The sequence below is a fragment of the Kriegella aquimaris genome (assembly GCF_900103215.1).
Taxonomy (GTDB): Bacteria; Bacteroidota; Bacteroidia; order Flavobacteriales; family Flavobacteriaceae; genus Kriegella; species Kriegella aquimaris.
In genome coordinates this window covers 119,864-138,081 of sequence record NZ_FNGV01000010.1, presented here as the reverse complement: position 1 = coordinate 138,081, position 18,218 = coordinate 119,864, and the positions used below count along the sequence as shown (strand labels likewise).

Sequence of the window (18,218 nt, the reverse complement as noted above, 5' to 3'; positions counted from 1 at the left end):
ATCTCCAGCCAAACGCAAACTTTGCAGATTATCGCTTAAAGCCAGCACATGAAAAGTCATAAAAAACGTCGTATTTCAGCTGTCATGTTTACTGATATTGTGGGCTATACCGCCTTGATGCAACGCAACGAAAAGGCTGCTGCGGCTGTTCGATCCAAACATCGGAAAGAATTTAAAAAATATCATGAGATTTATCAAGGTGAAATTATACAATATTTTGGAGATGGCACTTTAAGTGTCTTTCAGAGTGGAGTTCAGGCCGTTGAATGTGCTATTGCTTTACAAAAAAGCTTGCAAGAAGAACCAACGGTACCCTTACGTATCGGAATTGATATGGGCGATATCGTTTTTGATGGCACTGAAATTTACGGAGATAGCGTAAATCAGGCATCACGTATTGAAAGCTTAAGTGTCACCGGAGCAATTCTACTGTCGGGAAAGTTAAATGAAGAGCTAAAAAATCAGGAAGCGATCAAGACCAAATCCCTAGGCAGTTTTAGTCTAAAAAATGTAACCAAGCCCGTTGAAATTTTTGCCGTCGACCACGATGGCATCAAAATGCCAAAGGCGTTCGAACTCCCAGATACGCCGCAGAAACAAGATAAATCGATCGCCGTACTTCCATTTGTGAATATGAGTTCCGATAGTGAGAACGAATATTTTAGCGATGGTATGACCGAGGAAATCATCAATGCCCTTGCAAAAATCAAGGATCTCAAAGTAACATCACGCACCTCCTCCTTCCATTTTAAAAATCAGAACCTATCGATTTCAAAAATCGGTCAAGCATTGAACGTTTCCACAATTCTGGAAGGTAGTGTTCGCCTTTCGGGAAATAAGATGCGAATTACGGCGCAGCTGATCGATGTGGCTGCCGATTATCATTTTTGGTCCGAAACTTTTGACCGCTCTATCAATGATGTTTTTTCAGTTCAAGATGAAGTGAGCTTACTGATTGCCGACAAATTACGTGAACACATGGGCCATTTTGACATTGCAGATCGGCTGGTCGATGCTCTAGAAGTTCCTGTAGAAATATATAAGAAGTATTTAAGGGGGCGCTATTATTTGATGAAGTTGAATCTTCTGGACACCGAAAAAAGTATCTCCATATTTCGTGAGGTGATTCAAGAGCAGCCGAACTTTCCACTACCCTACTTAGATATTAATCAAGGTTATGCATTTTTGGGTACCATGGGGCTATTGCCCGCCCAGGAATCCTTTAGCAAGGGCAAACCCTTTCTTGACAAGGCCCTTGAACTGGATAAGAATTTACCGAAATCACAATTGAATCTCGCTTGGATCAGCTGTTGGCAAAATTGGGATTTAAAAAGTACATATCGCCATTTGAACAATGCGTTGGAAATACGTCCTTCTGATGAAATCTACCTGACCATGTCGAATACGCTAACGCTTGAAGGAAAGCTGAAGGCGGCCATGAATTATGTGGACAAGGCGTTGGAACTTGATCCTTTTTCAGCAATGAACATTCATTACAAAGGCTTTTTGTTCTATTTAATGGAAGCGTATGACAAGGCCATTCCGTTCTTTGAACAGGCACTAAGTGTAAAACCCGACCTACCTTTTCCTCCTTTATATTTGGGCACTATTTTGATAGTGCAGGATCGCCCCTTAGAAGGTTTAACTTATTTCAAAAATCTTCCATCCCACGGCGCGGGAAATTTGACAAAATTAGGCGGAACCACATTGGCTTATATTGCCTTAAACGAGACGGCCAAAGCACAAGAGGGCATATCTCAACTAGAAGCGGCATTGCAAACCGATGCCATGGGAAGCGCCCTATTTTTTCTAATACTCTGTCATAGCATGAAGGGCAATCACGAAGAAGCCATACAACTGACAGAAAAAGGGTTGCAATATCGATTACCCAGAATTTTACTGTTGAATACCGAACCCATCTTAAAACCGCTCCGTTCAATTCCACGTTTCCAAAAATTGATGCAACAAGCGTTGGGAGACACTAGCATAACCAAAAACCCCAACAGGAAATATAAAAAGTCTTTATTGGATAAGGAAGAACTTAAAAAGTACAAGACACAATTAAATCAATTAATGTCCGATGAAGCACCTTTCTTAATTGCGGACTTGACCCTGCGCGATTTGGCCGATATGTTGAACATTCCCCCGAACCATTTATCACAATTGCTCAACGAGGGTTTTGACAAAAACTTTTCTGAATTTGTGAATTCGTACCGTCTTGAAATCTTTAAGAAAAAAGTCGCCGATCCATCCCTTAGACATTTAACGATTCTGGCCTTGGCCTATGACAGTGGTTTTAACTCTAAAACCGTTTTCAACACCTACTTCAAAAAAACCATGGGCATCACCCCGAGAACCTATTGGAAAAAGGTGGTTCACTAAACCATTGTATTCCCACTAATACGTTCCAATTCTCAAACCCGAACGATTGGCTTTCTTTTGACTTCTACTTTTGAAGCAAATAAAAACACCATAAATTCTAACACGTATGATAGTTTCATTAAAATTTCTCTTGACCACAAGTGCTGTGGTTAAATTAATAATAGTAGCACTGCATCTAGTTTTTACCTTATTACAATAAAAAATTACGTACCAGTAAACCTGATTTTATTCAAATAGTCTAAATCCATATAAAAGATCCGAACATACGGCCGAAACTATGGCATGAGGCAAAAAGCATTCACAACATCAATAATTTAAAAAAATGAAAGCAATCATCATAACAAAATATGGACCTCCCGATGTTCTTAAACTGAGGGAAGTAGAAAAACCAACACCTAAAAACAATGAAGTATTGATAAAAATAAAATCAGCTAGTGTCACCGCCGCCGATTCGATGATGCGGAAAGGAAAACCCTTTTATGGCAGACTTTTTATCGGTTTAAGAAAACCAAAATACCCCGTAAGCGGAACGGGTTTTTCAGGAGTCATCGAAAAAACAGGCAACGATGTAATTACCCTTAAAATCGGGGATAAGGTATACGGAGAATCTGTTTTGGGGGCAGGTACAAACGCCGAGTACCTCTGCATGCCCGAAGACGGTGTGCTTGCCCTAAAACCAGAACATCTGACCCATGAAGAAGTTGCCTCGGTCTGCGATGGCCCACTCACTTCATGGAATTTTCTCAAGGAAATGGCAAAAGTCGAACACGGTCAAAAAGTATTGGTGAACGGTGCCTCTGGAAGTTTGGGAACCGCAGCGGTACAATTGGCGAACTATTTGGGCGCCGAAGTTACAGGGGTTTGCAGTACATCAAATCTGGAAATGGTACAATCTCTTGGTGCGACATACGTAGTCGATTATACCCGTACGGACTTTACCAAATCCGATAAAAAATATGATGTGGTTTTCGATTCGGTTGGAAAGAGTTCCTTTTCAAAGTGCAAAAAAATATTGGTTGAAAAGGGAAGTTATCTTTCTCCCGTATTGAGCTTGCCCCTTCTCTTTCAAATGCTAAGAACCTCGGTATTTGGTAGTAAGAAAGCCTTGTTTTCGGCTACAGGTCTTAAACCTGTAAAAGAGCTTCGAAAGTTATTGAACGAACTGAATGAACTTCTTGAGAGCGGACATTTAAAGATGATTGTTGACAAGCGATTTTCTTTAGAACAAGTGCCCGATGCACATCGGTATGTCGATACCGGACATAAAAAAGGAAATGTTGTCATTCAAATACGTTAATTAGCGGTACGTTCGCTTTTAAACCTTTTTTCGGCACCTGTCCCGTGTTGTTATTTGCTGTTTACCTGAGTGAAGGCCGTACTTACCAAATCGGTGAATTCCCCAATTTCCTCTTTAGCAAGCCGGCCAACATAAGTCTCAGTAATGAATTATTTTGCAAAATGCATAGTAGATACACTTGCAAAATTTAATTGATTTTCATTGTACTCAAACTATTCATTTTTTTGGGATTAGTTTTCCGATAAGCTGCAATCACATGAAGGGCAATCAACTCCTCATCAAGTACTTCATTATTTGGTAAGATGAGTTGTAAACTGTCATCAATAGGGTTTGTAAAAATGGTAAAACCATGTCGGCAATTTTCGAACCGGAACCCAAACGCCTTGATTCCTGCCCAAAATCCGTTTTGGCTCGTTTGTTCGAAAACAAAGCCCGAGCATGACTTACGAAAAATACAGGACCCCCGTTTTGACTTGGGGGTTACTTTCCAGTATATCTTAATCGCTATTAAAAGAAAAAATCGCATCTACTTTTTACTAAAAATTATAATCTGTCGCGTTGTATAATACCCTGGGGTCGACCCGATACCGAAACAGCCACTGGTGGGTTGAACAAAAGTTGAAACGTTTTCTAAGCGGACATACTCCCACCCCCTATTGGAATGTTCTGCAATAATTTCCCCTAACTGCTCTGCTACATGCTTGGTTGTGCCCTTGTTCGGGTTAATCGAGGTAATGAAGGGTAAAACTTTATATTCCATTTCATGAACATTTGCGCTTTGGTTCTTTCCAGCATGATTTTTTTTAGTTCATATCAGACATGTCAAACCTAACTCCATAAAAAGACAACCCCTTACGGAAATCCGTAATGACCCAAAATTTGATAAAACATGCCCTCAGTTAAATCTTTATTTTACTAAAATTGAACAACTCATCCGATAGTGACTGAAAGAGGGAGAGGACCCCACGGTTCAAAGCCTATTGTTTGATTTTTAGACTAAAAAAATGGCATAGTGTCATTGTATGACGCAATCCACGTAAAAAGGAAGTATTTTAGAACCTTCACAATGCAGTGAATGCAACATAGCAGTACAAAACAATTGCCCAAACATCGAAGAATGACAAAGAATTTCCCACCTGTATTTAATCAAAATGTTTTCTTTTTAGGAATTTTCTTCTTCTTTCAAATCACCTCCACCGCGACCGCACAGTCACGCGCAGAAATACAACTTACCGAAGGACGCCCAACACTCGTCATCAACGGAAAAACGTATCCCCCGTTCGCATATATGTCATACTTGGGGGAAGAAAAATACTATAAAGAGGTCGCCGATGCAGGCATCCACCTTTACAACATACCCGCCTATCTTGCCGATAGGGGCATCAATTCAATTTCGGGTATTGGGGCTTTTCGAAAGCCCATTTGGATCGGTGAAAACGAGTATGATTTTTCTAGTGTAATCGAAGACTTCGAGAAAATCAGAACAGCGGACCCCCATGCCAAAGTAATCGTTCGCCTCTATTTGGACCCGCCATTATGGTGGGAACGATCGCACCCGGAGGCATCCGCCCAATTACCCGATGGAAGCACCTTTCGCCAATGCTTTTCTTCCGAGATATGGAAAGCCAAAACTGCAGAGGTACTCGAAGACTTTCTCGATTGGGTACAGAAATCCCCTTATGCCGCTAATCTCGCGGGAATACATGTTGCAAGCGGATTCACCGAAGAATGGTTCTACCATCCCAAACAATACCACGATCAAAATCCCGCTCGCCTAGAAGGGTTGCGCCAGTGGTTGCGTGACAGGTACAAAAATGTGTCTGCCCTACGAACAGCATGGAACAATACCACTGTTACTTTTACCACGGCCCGATTGGCCAACATTCACGAAAAGGGGCGAAAAAAAGAATGGCGAGATCCGAAAACGGAGCAGAACTATATCGACACCTTTCGTTTCCATACCGAAGTAATGGCCGATAACATCGCCTATTTTTGCAAGATTGTCAAAGACAAAAGTAATGGCAAGCTGTTGACAGGGGCTTTTTATGGCTACCACTATTTTGTAACCGACCCTAGACGGGGCCATGGCGCATTGGCTAAATTGTTGGATTGCCCCGACCTCGATTACCTATCGAGCCCCAATGCCTATAACAGGGTGTTGGGCGAAGATTGGCCCGCCATGGCAGCCATTAATTCGGTATGGTTACACGGTAAATTATGGCTTACCGAAAACGACACCCGCACTTCGATAACCACACTGTTAAAAGACCGATCGGAAGGCATTGCACCACCCGGGCAATATGAAGATGGCGTATGGTTAGGGCCCGATGACATAGAAACATCAAAGGCATTCCTATGGAAGAATACGGCACGAATGCTTGCCTATGGTTACGGCGGTTGGTGGTTCGACATGTGGGGCGGATGGTTCAGTGACCCCGAATTATTGAACGTTCTGAAAGAGACACAGCGATTACATTCCGATTACATCCCCAAGAACATCGAAAAAATGAAATCGGAAGTGTTGGTCGTAGTGGACGAGGAACTCTCGTTTTGGGATACCAGTTACGGCAGTCTTTCCGAAAACATATTGTCTAACCGCTATCCCTTGGCAAAAACAGGAACATCGTACGATCTTTTTCTTCGAACCGATTTGGATGCCATTCCAACGAACCAATACAAAATGGTCTGGCTTATGGGGCTATTGCGATTAAATGCGGATGAAAAACTCAAAATAGAAAATTGGCAAAAACAGGGCGTCGCTGTGATATGGACCGACGCTAACGGAACCAAAATCTATACTAAGAATGACGATGAACCGGTTTTTTTTGATGGGAAAGTAAAATGGTCCGCTACCGAATTGCGTGAACTCTGGCAAAAATCAGGGGTACACATTTACAATGATACCGATGATGTATTTTACATTGGCAACAATTGGCTGGGCATACACACCATAAATGGAGGGGAACGTACGCTACATTTTCCGTCCGAAGTTCAGGTTATCGACCCCTTGAAGGATGAGATTCTAGCCAACTCAACAACTGTATTAAGGCTGAAATTAAACCCTAAATCGACTACGCTGTTGCGAATAAATCCGTGATTCCTTTTTGCAGTAAAATTCAAGTATTCCGTATTACAGGTTCCGCGCTCGGGAGTACAGGAAAGCACACTTCCTGAGAACTATTATTTCTTCCCTATTCAAAAAGATGTTTTGGATAGAAATCCTGAATTGGAACAGAATATCAACTGGGGAGGCACCTTTGATCCAACACTTTCTTAATTTTGGATGGCATAAAATTGGATGGCATAAAAATTTACGGCAGATTTAAAAGTCTGTTGTAAATTTGAATTGCCGGAATAAATCAAAAAATCCAATAAAATTAAAACTTATGAAAAAAACGATAGTCTTATTTTTATTTGCAATGGTCCTGGCCAGTTGCAAATCAGAAACAAAAAAAGAGAGTAAGGAAGTCGAAACCGCAAAGGATGAAATTTCAAAAACGGATGACTGGATCTATCTTTTCGATGGCAAGACCACCACTGGATGGCGTGCCTACAATGGCGACTCGCTACCACCGGGCTGGGTCGTAAAAGATGGTACATTGACCTTTGATACCGAATTGGGACTAGAACAAGACTACAAAGGTGGAACGGATATTATTTATGGGGCGGAAGAGTTTGACAATTTTGAACTGTACCTTGAATGGAAGCTTCCAGAAGGTGGCAACAGTGGGATATTCTACCATTTAAAAGAGGGCTACGATGGCCCTCCGGAAGTATCGCCCGAATATCAGCTTATCGATGATGAAAATTATGCGAAAATACATGATTTGACCGCTTACAATACAAGTTTAGGGTATACAGAGCATCCAGAAGAGTTGAAGCCCTTGCAACAAACCGGCGCAGATTATGCGATGCACCCACCCGATGCATCACAAAAAGTTTTACATCCTGTAGGAGAGTGGAATTCATCTAAAATCGTATTTACCCCTGAAAAGGTCGAACATTGGCTGAACGGAAAAAAGTTGCTCTCTTTTAAGCCATGGACAGAAGAATGGTATGAAAAGAAAAATTCCGATAAATGGAAAAATAGTGCTGATTATGGTAAATTCAAGACGGGTTATATCGGACTGCAAGATCATTCAAGTCCAATTTGGTTCAGAAATATAAAAATCAAGAAACTATAATCAAGGAATAATTACAAACGTACCCATTAAAAACAAAAAAGGCCGACTTTAAAAAGTCGGCCTTTTTTTATTCAGCAATTATCTCGGCTATCGTAGTTTCACAAGCCCTAACACTTAAAATTACTTATTCGACAATTTTAATATCGACCGAAGTTCTACTTTGCCATCCTGTCGCATCTGTTATAGAAAACGAGCAGTGGTAATCACCGGTATCAGCATCAATAGGAAGGGTAATCCTAATGTTTATCTCATAACTGGTCAACCCATCTTCTATGGCATAATTTTCCATGAATATTAATGGATTTACAGCCTCCTTCTTTGGCTCTAAGTCGCACTCTCCCACTTGATCATCGTGGGTGTGATGATCAAAATTGTGATGGATATCTATACCATAGGAAGCCAAAGCCTGATTGTCTGTTACCATAGCTCTAAATTCATAGGTTTCTCCTCTTACGAGTTCTTCACAACCATGTGGAAACCCTCCGTCATAATTAATGTTAATGGTGGGTTTTTCTTCATCTTTATCTATACCATCATCACTCGAACATGAAGCCAATAGCATGATGAACAAAAAGTAAAAATATTTTGTTTTAAATTTCATTTAACAATATTAAAAGCCGTATCGCAATGAAACGCTATACGGCGTTGTTATTTTTATTATGCCGTAACATCTATATGTGTTTCATATTCTTTGGTATTGCCATCTTCGTCTTCGATGGTAAATATAATATGATACTCACCTACAGGAGCGGTTGCCGGAACATCTATATGCTCATGAAACTCCCCTTCGGTCAACTCGTGGTATTTTTCAGAAAAATCACCTTCAAAATCCCACTCTTCTTCACCTTCACCAACAGGTAGGTCATGACCATGTACATCAACCAAAACTTCGTGAATTCCGTTTACTGCGTCAATCATAAATTCAACATGAAAATCTTCGCCTCTCACCACGGACTCATCCATTTCAAAACCGCTAATGGTAATTGGGTCTAAAACTTGAACATGCCCTTCGACTTCGGTACTATTACCCATCACATCGGTTACCAATAATTCAATATGATACTCGCCTGCTGGAGCTGCTGCCGGAATATCTATATGCTCATGGAAAGTTGGATTAATAACTAAGTAATTGGCATCTGTAAATACTTGTTCAAAATCCCATTCCACTTCGCCTTCACCTGGTTCTACATCATGGGCGTGAATAACAAGCGTGATACTACTTACCGTAGCTTCAGCATTAATTGTAGCTTCTAAATGAATATCAGCGCCCTTGTAGGCCACACGGTCGGTCGAATGGTCGGTTCCCGAACCATATTCAAAATCAGAAATTTCGGGTGCGTTTAAAGCAGGGGTAGCATCATCATCACTACTACAGGAGTGTAAAAAAATACCAAGAAATGCAATGATTGCCAAAGATTTTAGATTTGTTTTCATAAAATTTGTTTTAAAGGTGTTTAAATTAAAACGGTTTGTTTTCATGTTCTAAATTTTAATGATTACGGGTTATTATTTACCAAAGGGTACTGTTACTGATATTGATATATTTCTGCCAGGCTCAGGCACCTCTATTAACCTATAGAAACTGGTATGATCAAAATATTTGGTATTGAATACATTATTGAGTTTGATGCGCATTTGAACAGGCGAACTATTTTTAAACACGTTCATTTCTGTCATAAACGACATGTTTACAACGTGATAGCCTTCCGTTGTTTTTTCAGGAGGTACAATTTCATTTTGCGCTGCCGTAATTCGATAATCGGCAATAAGTTGTGGTTTATTAAAGAAAAGAAAATCTTTAAATTGATAATTGGCCGAGAATAACCCTGACAGTGGTGGTGAAAAAGGAAGGGTAAAATCTTTCTTTGGGCCACTGGTTTGTCTGGCAAAAACGTATTCGGCAGAAGCATCTAATTTTAATTTTTTAAGTACTGTAGTACTTGCCCTTAGTTCACCTCCAAACCTAAAAACCTTGGCTTGTGTGTACTCGTAAATCTGTTGTGTTTCGTTGTATTCCGATGTTGGGTTTAAATAGATATAGTTTTCGAAAAAATTAAGGAAAGGACTAACACCAACGCTAAACAACTCGGCAGTATGGTCAATATCAATATCCAATTGATACGATTCTTCGGGGTCTAAATCTAAATTTCCTCTTTCATAACGGTACATGCTATAAAAAACACCGTCAGAAGCCAACTCATTAGCCAAAGGCATTCTAAAACTCTTGCCAACATTTATTTTATATGTGGTGTTTTTATTTATATAACTAAGCCCAACAGAACCACTGACATTATCAAAATCCAAGGTTTTGTCTTGAGCTCTTTGTAAATACACATATGAAATAGAACCGTTGGCATTATCAATGGTAGACGGAAACCAATCGTAATAAGATTTACTCCGTATTCGCCCATAATCATAACGAATGCCTGCTAAAAGATGAAAATTTGAACGAATTTCATATTGATCATAAGCAAATGCTCCGATAGTAAAACGGTTATATTCTGGAATTAAAAATCCCCACCCATCTATTTTGTTGTCTTGAAATTCTGTATTTATTCCTGCAACCAAATCATGTCTATCATTAGGTTTAAAGGAGTCTTTGGCATTCAATGAAAATGTGTTTTTATGAAACACTCGCTCTTTCGTGCTTGAAGGTTTTGGCATGTACCCATGAGGTGTTGGTTCTGTATGTTCTTCCCTATAATTAGTTTGATAACCTAAATCGAACTTAAGCGTATGATTTTCGAATGCTAAAGTGATGCTATTCATCACTTTAAAATGATTAACCGTTTGATATGGAAGGTCAATATCTCTATTGGAACTATCAAAATCTATACTGGAGGCTCTGGCTTCTAGACCATGGGCATTAGCAAAGTAACCGTTTTTGGCATTTACACTACTGAAGAAAGTTTCTGATTTCATCTTATCTGAAACATAGCCAACACTAAAGCTGGCATTGGCCTCTTTTCCAGCTGTATTTCTTAAATTATTTTCGTGTAGGGTGAAAATGTAATTTTCGTAATTGATTTGATCCGTTGGTACTTTGTAATCTCCATAATCCCTATAGGTTAGGCGCGCACGATAAAACCATTTTTCTTTTCTTCCTTGAACGCCCGCCGAAATACCCAACAAATCGTTGTTGCTTTCTCCCAGAACGTTTACCTCCCCAGTAAACGAGTTTTGGAAAGGAATTACGTTGGGTTGAATATCAACCACTCCGGCAATTGCGTCTGAGCCATAAACTAGGGATGCAGGACCTTTTATAATCTGTATATTCTCGATACCATATTGATCTATTTCAAGCCCATGGTCGTTGCCCCATTGTTGGGCTTCGTGTTTAATTCCGTTCTGAACAACAGCAATCCTATTGAATCCTAATCCTCTGATAACCGGTTTGGATTGGCCTGATCCAATGCTTATAGTACTTACCCCCGGAATCTTCTTAAGCGTCTGCATAAGACTGTTTTCCCTATTGCTGTCTAAAAATTCTTTAGAAACGGTATGTGTAACAACAGGGACCTCCATGGCTTCCCTTTTCTTAGTTTTCCCTTCAATCTGTACTTCATCAAGCTCTGTCGTAGACTCGTTTAAGAAAATCTTGAGTTCGTCCATATTTGGTCCCACGTCAACACTAATGGTTTTAGATTCGCAACCAATATGGGATATGGTAAACCTGTACGTACCTTCGACCACATTATTAATGGTAAAAGCACCTGTTGCCGATGTAACTGCAAAAAGATTTTTCCCAACAATATTTGCACCTTCTGCAGGTTGTAATGTGCCCGCGTGTATCACAAACCCTTTTATCTGAAAAGAATCCTGTGCTATCGCAATTGAGATTAGGCTAAAGAATAGCACTACGCTCAGTATTTTATGAAACATAATGAGAGAACTATAAGATTAGAATAATTACCCAAAAAAAGGGTTATGCCAACCTATACAAATACATGAGTGGAAGTAAAAAAAACCTTGCCGTTCTTACGGATTAGAGCTTCCTTTTTTTATTATTAATGAATGTAGAAAATTTAATGTGCTATTATCCAATTATATGAATCCATAGCCATATATCGAAAAAACGACATATATTTTTATGTTCATTAACCATCATCAATAATAAGAATGTATAGGGGTGCCTATAGTAAAAAAGGAGGAGGTCTGGAAAATAATTGGTCGGAATCTAAAGTTCGGGCACCAATAAAGGTATAATGTGTATTAGCCTCTTGAAGAAAGCTAACCTCAAATTTATGTACTTTAAAATCCGGTAAATCCGGTGCGATAACCGGAACCTGGTTATGTGCAGTAGTATGGTCGCAAATAGCACAATTTAACGCATGGTCTTTATCATCAGAGTGAGACAATACGTGAAGACCTGCCATTTTCACAGAAAGGAAAAGGACAAGCAAGAAATATGATATGCTATGTTTTAAGCGACCTTTTAACATATAGTTCGCAAACTTAATAAAAGATTGTAGATTTCACCTTAACACACCCATTAATATAATCTTAACAGAAAGTTAAATTCTTTGACCTTTGATTTATATTGAAAATGGAATAAAGGAAGTCTCTCGGTTTTCTGAGACTTCTCGATGTATAAATGGGAAATACCTTACCGACGGCTAGGTTGCGGCCTTAGTAACATCAAAAAAGGTCGAGGATATTATGACTCTTATATTTATTTTTTAACCAAACCAAATCATTTTTCATATAATTCGAAATTTCAGCTATTCCCATGGTTGGGTTTTTCTTACCATGTTCAGCCCCTCCAAGATCATACTCATAATGGATAGTTGTCGGGCGAATAATTTTATGCTTGATCGCTTCCTCAAGGTACGCATCAAAATCTACGACACCATCACCTAATGGCACGTTTTCTATTATTGATTTTCCATTTAGCGTTTTCCAATCAAAGTCTTTAATCGCCCAAGTTTTAATCCATGGGGAGAGAAGGTCTAACCCTAACGGCCAAGATTTCGCCCCTTCAACAATTGCATGACGTATATCGTATTGAACACCGACATACTCAGGGTCAAAGTCTTTTAAAAGCCAATAAAGATCCCATACGGGTCCACCAACACCTGTTCCGGCATGATTTTGATAACAGCCTTGAATACCGAATTTTCTGTTGAGCTTTTCAAGTTTATCAAATACTTTCCTATGGGAATCGAGATTCTCCATTATCGACTTTTTGGGGTCATAATGTAAATATCCCATCCTATAATAACCTACACCATGTTCTGACGCTGTCCCGAGCACTCTTTCCGTAAGTGGCTCATCAGGATTATTAATTCCTGTGACCATCATGGGCACGGTAATTCCTGATTGTTGAAGAATTTTTATTGCCTTCGGAAGGTCCTTTGCAACATTTTCGGGGAGAACGTGGCCTTTATTTCTTACGGATAATTCTGCCGAATTAAAGCCAATTTTTACAAGTGCTTCTCCAAGTTGCGGATAATCAAGAAATTGCAAGCATTTACTAAAAACACAGATAGGGTATTTTGGCGCTTGAATTTTTTGTTGGCGAGCAAAAAGTGATGGATTTACTATGACTCCGGCAGACACAGCCGATGTCGTTTTAATAAAATTACGTCTAGAAGACTTCATAATTTATCATTTTTTAAATTTTTGCATAATATTCGGCTCATGAATTCTTGCATTGGCCAATACCAAGTTACAATTCGAGTTTTGGTCATCCGTTACTAAAAACAGGATATGGGGTATTCACTACTCTTTCTTCATGATATAAGCAAACAGATTCTTAACATCTTCATCGGTCAATTTATCGAGAAGGCCCTCGGGCATAAGCGAGTGTTCTTCGGGTTCCATGCTAAGAATCTGATCCGTGGAAAATTGCATTGTTTCCCCTCCGTATGGTTTTACACTAACATTCATTTCGCTACGTGAAGTCAGAAAACCGACTATGGTTCTTCCGTCTTTTGTTTTCAAAGTGTAACTGGCATATCCTTCCCTAATATCGGCACTAGGGTCGACGACCTGCGAAATCATATTGCCATAATTTCGCCTTTCATAACCTGTAAGTTCCGGTCCGATAGACCCACCTTGGCCGAAAAGTCGATGGCAGGCGCCACAGGCATTCTGGTAAACTGATTTTCCGCTCTCCGGGTTTCCTTTTTCTGATTTGACAAGATCAATATACCGCTTAATTTGTGTCGTTTTTTCAGAAGCCGTCGATCGAATGGATTCAGGCCATATTTTTTCGGTTCTTTCCATTAACTTTTCATCACCTAGCAGCTTTATCCGATTAACAAGATCGATTGTCAAATCATTTTTGTCTATTGTCAAATTTTCTTCTATTTCGTCTAATAAACTTGAAGTCCATTCGGGTCTTGAAATCAAAAGGCCAAGTGCTGTCGATCGGACATCGTGATTTTCACGAAGAATATATGGGTACAGCCGTAATACCGTTTTCCCGATACTATCCGTACTATAGTTTTGAAGCGTATTGAGTGAGGCTATCTTGATTGTATTTGATTCTTCAGATTCCGGTCGTCCAATTATTTCTAACAATACCGGTACAAATTCAGCGTAATCGCCTTGCCCTAAGATGCGAATATAGCTTTGCCGCTCCGCTAAATCGGTTTTGCGATTTTGTATAGCCCGCAAAGCTTCATTTTTCGCATGTGCATCTTTTTGTCGCAAAGCCATGGCCCATTGACCTTCTCCATGAATTTTGTATGGGCGTATTGCTTTTATAAGTTCAGCGGGCAATTCACTATAGTTCTTGCCTCTTAAGCCTTCTTCAAGGCCTTTCATCAAACTTGACCCAGTTTCCTTATCAGGTGCCAATTTAAAAAGTTCGGTCGTCGCAGCATAGTTCTCCACTCCGGGAACCATAATATAACGCTGTATCAATCGGTTCAGCAATACCTGCTTCACCAAAGGCACTTCCCATAATTGTTTGTTACGGAACATCGCTATAACCTCAGCACTATTCGACTCTGACTTTGATTCCAAGGCCCACCAGATTTGCATCGGGATGTCTGGATCTTCGGAATCGTCATGATTCAGCAAAAGTCCTTTAATGATTGGTAAAGCTACCGTACCTTGCACTCGTTTAGCTGTGGCTGCAAGTTGACTTCGCACTTCCACGTCATTTTCCTGCACACTTATTTCTGCTAGTGCCTTGGCTTCATTGTCGGATATTCGAAACCTATCACCCAACAAGCGAACCGTCCACATCCGCACATACGGATTTTGATGGCGCAGCCCTTCTAACGCTATTTTTTCATTAAATCCACCGATAAGATGTATCGCCCATAATGCCTCCAAGGATACTTGTCCTTTTCCCGTCAGGAAGAGATCGGTTAAATCAGGCAACATCGATGTATCTTTTTTTTCGCCTAATACTTGTAATGCTTTTTGTCTGAACCATCGATTTTTGTGCCGTAACAGTTCTATCAATTTTTCGTTAGAATACCTACTGATATCAAAGGGTTTATACCCTACTTCACCGTTTTGCTTTTTTACGCGATAAATACGTCCGCTTTTTTTGAACCAGGTATCATTTGGATCAACATGTGACAAACGGCTATCGTACCAGTCAGATACATATATGTTTCCGTCTGGGCCTGCTTGCATATCGATTGGTCGAAACCATACATCTTTTGTATCTACTATTTTCTCTTTGTCGACCGTACGTAAACTTGATCCATTGTCTACTGCGTTAGACAAAATGATATCGCCCTGCAGCGGGTTAAGGGCAATGAAATTGCCTTCGAAACGACTCGGTAATTCACCCGACTCATATCGTAATATCGCATGTGTGAAACGGGTATTGTCTCCTTCAAAATCCATATCGCCTAAATAACCGAACGCATACGGATTTGTCAACGAACCATGTTTGCCCCAACTTTTATGGTAGTAGGCTCCCTGCTTATAATAAGGACCTCTTCCCACGCCATTATGCCCTGAAAACAGGTTTCCTCTGGAATCGAATTCTACGTTAAAGGTGTTTCCGCCTCCTTCGGAAAATATTTCGAACACGCTGGTTTCAGGATGATATCGCCATATGGCCTGTCCTTGAAAAAATACATTTTCAGTTGCCGCCGAACTGACGCTGGAGGTTGTAGTACTGCCTTGAGCGCCGTATAACCAACCATCTGGCCCCCATCGCAAGCTATTGGCCACCGCATGCGTATCTTGAATTCCAAACCCTTGTAAATGTATCTCGGGATCATCATCGGGAATACCATCTCCGTCCGAATCTGGATAAGCGATTAGATAGGGAGGATTCAGAACCCAGATTTTTTTCCTTCCCAAAGCAACACTGGTGGCAATATTCAATCCCGTAATGGCATCGGTAGATTTATCGAAAGAACCGTTCCCGTCGGTATCTTCAAAAATTGTAATCTTATCAGCACCCTTGCTACCTGCTGGTGGCGCTTCCGGCATTTTATCGAACTGAACCCGGAGATGATTGTCAATGCCCTTTATTTTAAGACCTTCAGGATAGGGGTATTGATTGTATTGAACTACCCATAGTCTACCTTTCGTGTCAAAACTGATTTCGACCGGTTGATAGACCAAAGGTTCGCTCAGAACAAGGTCTAGATCCAAATCTGACGATACTTCGAATTGTTTTATAGCCTCTTCCGCGGGTGTTGGCTCTGACCCATCGGTCAAGGCGCCACGCCCTTCAAAGGCGGTCAAATGATTTGCGACTTCTTCGTTATCGGCAATTTCACTTAAGCCTCTTACTTGTTCCTTGTCCTTATCTTCCCGGCAGCCATAAAATGCAACGGCAAGAACTAATAGCAATATCATCCGTTTCAGAAAATACAACGCTTTTGACATTCCAATGGTCTTCTTTGTGCTTTTATAACTCATAAAAAGTTCTTTAAATTTTGCATATCCACTATTGCATTTAAGCGTTGTTGCTATAGGAAGGTAAAAAAGGTCTAAATCTAGTTCTAAGTAAAAGCTAGATTTCCTTGAACAACGCTTCATAATGCTCCGATGGAAGAAATATCCCTCCGCTTTCTTCATAAAATGAATTGCCCGTTTTATAGACACCATTTTCGGTTTGGGTCCACTTCGCGCCTGCCCGTGGATGATAAGTAGTGAGTTTGTCCCAGTTTTTATAATATTGATGGCCGTTTGTTTCCAATAGACCGATATCCATCATAGGAAGCGGTGCCAAACGTGCGGCAATCGTTTTGTTCCAGTCCACCAAAATCGGATTCACGGTAAGGTCGGCACTAAAGCAAGGTACTTTTCGCTCATGGCAGGCCTGTACAATTTTCATGGTCATACTCAGGGTTTTGGCTATCGCCTTAACGACTATGGTACCGTAACCCTGCTCCATACGATTTATGGCATCTTGTACGGTATGCGCACTTTCATCGGCCGCAATCGTAACCCCTACATCGCCTACGAATGATTCATCTTCTTCCCTTAATGGCTCCTCAATTACGGCAATCTGATCGAATGCACCGATTTTTCTGGCATGGTCTAAAAAGCGTAACAAGGTGTCTTTGGATTCGTACCTTCCATTGGGATCGATGTAATAGGGAATCTTACCGTCTTTGGTATGAGGTGTTTCATAATGACCGACGGCTTTATGTACGTTGGATAGAAATTCCATGTCATGGGCCAACATCTCTTTCTGGGTACCCTTGGAGCCCGTTTTCAATTTCATGATAAAATAGCCCTCATCGGCTGCGGACTTTATCTTTTCAATTGCGGTACCCACGGGAAAGGAAGGAATACTAGCCACCTTCTCATGTCTATACGATAGGCCAGGTCTGTATTGTTCCGGAACCATCTCGTCGAAGGTCTTCATATTGTTTTCATGGGCATAAAGTAGCCAAGCTGCATTATCGACGCAGACTAGGGAATTCAATGCAAAGGTCATTCTAAGATCGGGTTCGCCCGTAATTTTTTGACCATACGCATGCACTTCGGGCAATATATCGTCCATTAGTTGTATAGGGTCGGTAAATGTGCGACCCTTCGCCAATTGCAATGCCTTTTCGCTCATAGCGAACATCAATGCATTGGCACCATTTTCTGAATGGTCACCGGCAACGCTGGAATCGGACCATAGCGGACTCTGGGTACCCAGTCCGATTTTCGCAACTCCCGATTCACTTTGTAGCCAAGCTGCCGTCTGCCAAAGCTGGGTAACGGCGCTCCCTTTAAAGCGGTAAGGAAAAAGCGATTCCCTTTCAAAATTCGAGTTTGTGTCCTTGATCTTGATTGTTTTTTGCATTTTTTTCTCTTTTCCGAGTGCGTTAATATTTAATGGCAGCCCCATGGCTCCCAAGGCCGTAGCGGCGGCGGTTTTATTTACAAACTCTCTACGCTTCATAAGCCTATTGTTTTCTTTTGATGATTGA

General features: G+C 40.6%; 12 protein-coding genes. 4 read left to right on the top strand and 8 right to left on the bottom strand.

The window, feature by feature from the left end; translation table 11 throughout:
• Positions 1-48 precede the first annotated feature (48 nt).
• Together BLS33_RS17610 and BLS33_RS17605 are read left to right on the top strand one after the other, a co-directional pair.
• Positions 49-2,382 (top strand): helix-turn-helix domain-containing protein, encoded by a 2,334-nt coding sequence (locus BLS33_RS17610; protein WP_089892612.1) that lies wholly within the window; start codon positions 49-51, stop codon positions 2,380-2,382.
• Positions 2,383-2,704: 322 nt separating this feature from the next.
• The gene (locus BLS33_RS17605) at positions 2,705-3,679 is read left to right on the top strand and encodes an NAD(P)-dependent alcohol dehydrogenase (protein WP_089892608.1); all 975 of its coding nucleotides are present in this window, start codon (positions 2,705-2,707) and stop codon (positions 3,677-3,679) included.
• Between the two features lie 187 nt (positions 3,680-3,866).
• On the opposite strand, the gene yidD is transcribed toward BLS33_RS17605, so the two are convergent.
• Both yidD and BLS33_RS17595 read right to left on the bottom strand, forming a co-directional pair.
• Positions 3,867-4,205, bottom strand: coding sequence for a membrane protein insertion efficiency factor YidD (gene yidD, locus BLS33_RS17600; protein ID WP_089892605.1), 339 nt, complete (start codon positions 4,203-4,205; stop codon positions 3,867-3,869).
• Entirely contained in the window at positions 4,206-4,439 is a 234-nt protein-coding gene (locus BLS33_RS17595; RefSeq protein WP_089892602.1) for a DUF4177 domain-containing protein, read from the bottom strand.
• Positions 4,440-4,796: 357 nt separating this feature from the next.
• Here BLS33_RS17595 and BLS33_RS17590 point away from each other — a divergent pair, with 357 nt between their 5' ends.
• The gene (locus BLS33_RS17590) at positions 4,797-6,776 is read left to right on the top strand and encodes a beta-galactosidase (protein ID WP_176801428.1); all 1,980 of its coding nucleotides are present in this window, start codon (positions 4,797-4,799) and stop codon (positions 6,774-6,776) included.
• Between the two features lie 289 nt (positions 6,777-7,065).
• A complete protein-coding gene (locus BLS33_RS17585) occupies positions 7,066-7,863 on the top strand; it encodes a 3-keto-disaccharide hydrolase (RefSeq protein ID WP_089892596.1) in 798 nt (265 codons plus the stop codon).
• A gap of 124 nt (positions 7,864-7,987) precedes the next feature.
• On the opposite strand, the gene BLS33_RS17580 is transcribed toward BLS33_RS17585, so the two are convergent.
• From BLS33_RS17580 to BLS33_RS17550, 6 genes are all read right to left on the bottom strand, one after another.
• Complete coding sequence (locus BLS33_RS17580) at positions 7,988-8,464, bottom strand: DUF4625 domain-containing protein (protein ID WP_089892593.1); 477 nt, start codon at positions 8,462-8,464, stop codon at positions 7,988-7,990.
• Between the two features lie 56 nt (positions 8,465-8,520).
• Positions 8,521-9,297, bottom strand: coding sequence for a DUF4625 domain-containing protein (locus tag BLS33_RS17575; protein ID WP_089892799.1), 777 nt, complete (start codon positions 9,295-9,297; stop codon positions 8,521-8,523).
• Between the two features lie 72 nt (positions 9,298-9,369).
• Positions 9,370-11,745 carry a TonB-dependent receptor gene (locus tag BLS33_RS17570; RefSeq protein ID WP_089892590.1) on the bottom strand — a complete coding sequence of 792 codons (2,376 nt, stop codon included), beginning with the start codon at positions 11,743-11,745 and terminating at the stop codon, positions 9,370-9,372.
• A 756-nt stretch (positions 11,746-12,501) separates the two neighbouring features.
• Entirely contained in the window at positions 12,502-13,464 is a 963-nt protein-coding gene (locus BLS33_RS17560; RefSeq protein WP_089892583.1) for a sugar phosphate isomerase/epimerase family protein, read from the bottom strand.
• Between the two features lie 120 nt (positions 13,465-13,584).
• The gene (locus BLS33_RS17555) at positions 13,585-16,707 is read right to left on the bottom strand and encodes a DUF7133 domain-containing protein (RefSeq protein ID WP_176801427.1); all 3,123 of its coding nucleotides are present in this window, start codon (positions 16,705-16,707) and stop codon (positions 13,585-13,587) included.
• A 94-nt stretch (positions 16,708-16,801) separates the two neighbouring features.
• On the bottom strand, positions 16,802-18,190 hold the full coding sequence (locus tag BLS33_RS17550; RefSeq protein ID WP_089892577.1) for a mandelate racemase/muconate lactonizing enzyme family protein: 1,389 nt from the start codon (positions 18,188-18,190) through the stop codon (positions 16,802-16,804).
• Positions 18,191-18,218: the final 28 nt, after the last annotated feature.

What these genes read in the sequence shown, in the direction of transcription:
- BLS33_RS17555 (WP_176801427.1), bottom strand. Translation starts at nt 16,707, where the DNA reads ATGAGTTATAAAAGCACAAAGAAGACCATTGGAATGTCAAAAGCGTTG.
- BLS33_RS17595 (WP_089892602.1), bottom strand. Translation starts at nt 4,439, where the DNA reads ATGGAATATAAAGTTTTACCCTTCATTACCTCGATTAACCCGAACAAG.
- BLS33_RS17605 (WP_089892608.1), top strand. Translation starts at nt 2,705, where the DNA reads ATGAAAGCAATCATCATAACAAAATATGGACCTCCCGATGTTCTTAAA.
- BLS33_RS17550 (WP_089892577.1), bottom strand. Translation starts at nt 18,190, where the DNA reads ATGAAGCGTAGAGAGTTTGTAAATAAAACCGCCGCCGCTACGGCCTTG.
- BLS33_RS17580 (WP_089892593.1), bottom strand. Translation starts at nt 8,464, where the DNA reads ATGAAATTTAAAACAAAATATTTTTACTTTTTGTTCATCATGCTATTG.
- BLS33_RS17560 (WP_089892583.1), bottom strand. Translation starts at nt 13,464, where the DNA reads ATGAAGTCTTCTAGACGTAATTTTATTAAAACGACATCGGCTGTGTCT.
- BLS33_RS17585 (WP_089892596.1), top strand. Translation starts at nt 7,066, where the DNA reads ATGAAAAAAACGATAGTCTTATTTTTATTTGCAATGGTCCTGGCCAGT.
- yidD (WP_089892605.1), bottom strand. Translation starts at nt 4,205, where the DNA reads ATGCGATTTTTTCTTTTAATAGCGATTAAGATATACTGGAAAGTAACC.
- BLS33_RS17590 (WP_176801428.1), top strand. Translation starts at nt 4,797, where the DNA reads ATGACAAAGAATTTCCCACCTGTATTTAATCAAAATGTTTTCTTTTTA.
- BLS33_RS17610 (WP_089892612.1), top strand. Translation starts at nt 49, where the DNA reads ATGAAAAGTCATAAAAAACGTCGTATTTCAGCTGTCATGTTTACTGAT.
- BLS33_RS17570 (WP_089892590.1), bottom strand. Translation starts at nt 11,745, where the DNA reads ATGTTTCATAAAATACTGAGCGTAGTGCTATTCTTTAGCCTAATCTCA.
- BLS33_RS17575 (WP_089892799.1), bottom strand. Translation starts at nt 9,297, where the DNA reads ATGAAAACAAATCTAAAATCTTTGGCAATCATTGCATTTCTTGGTATT.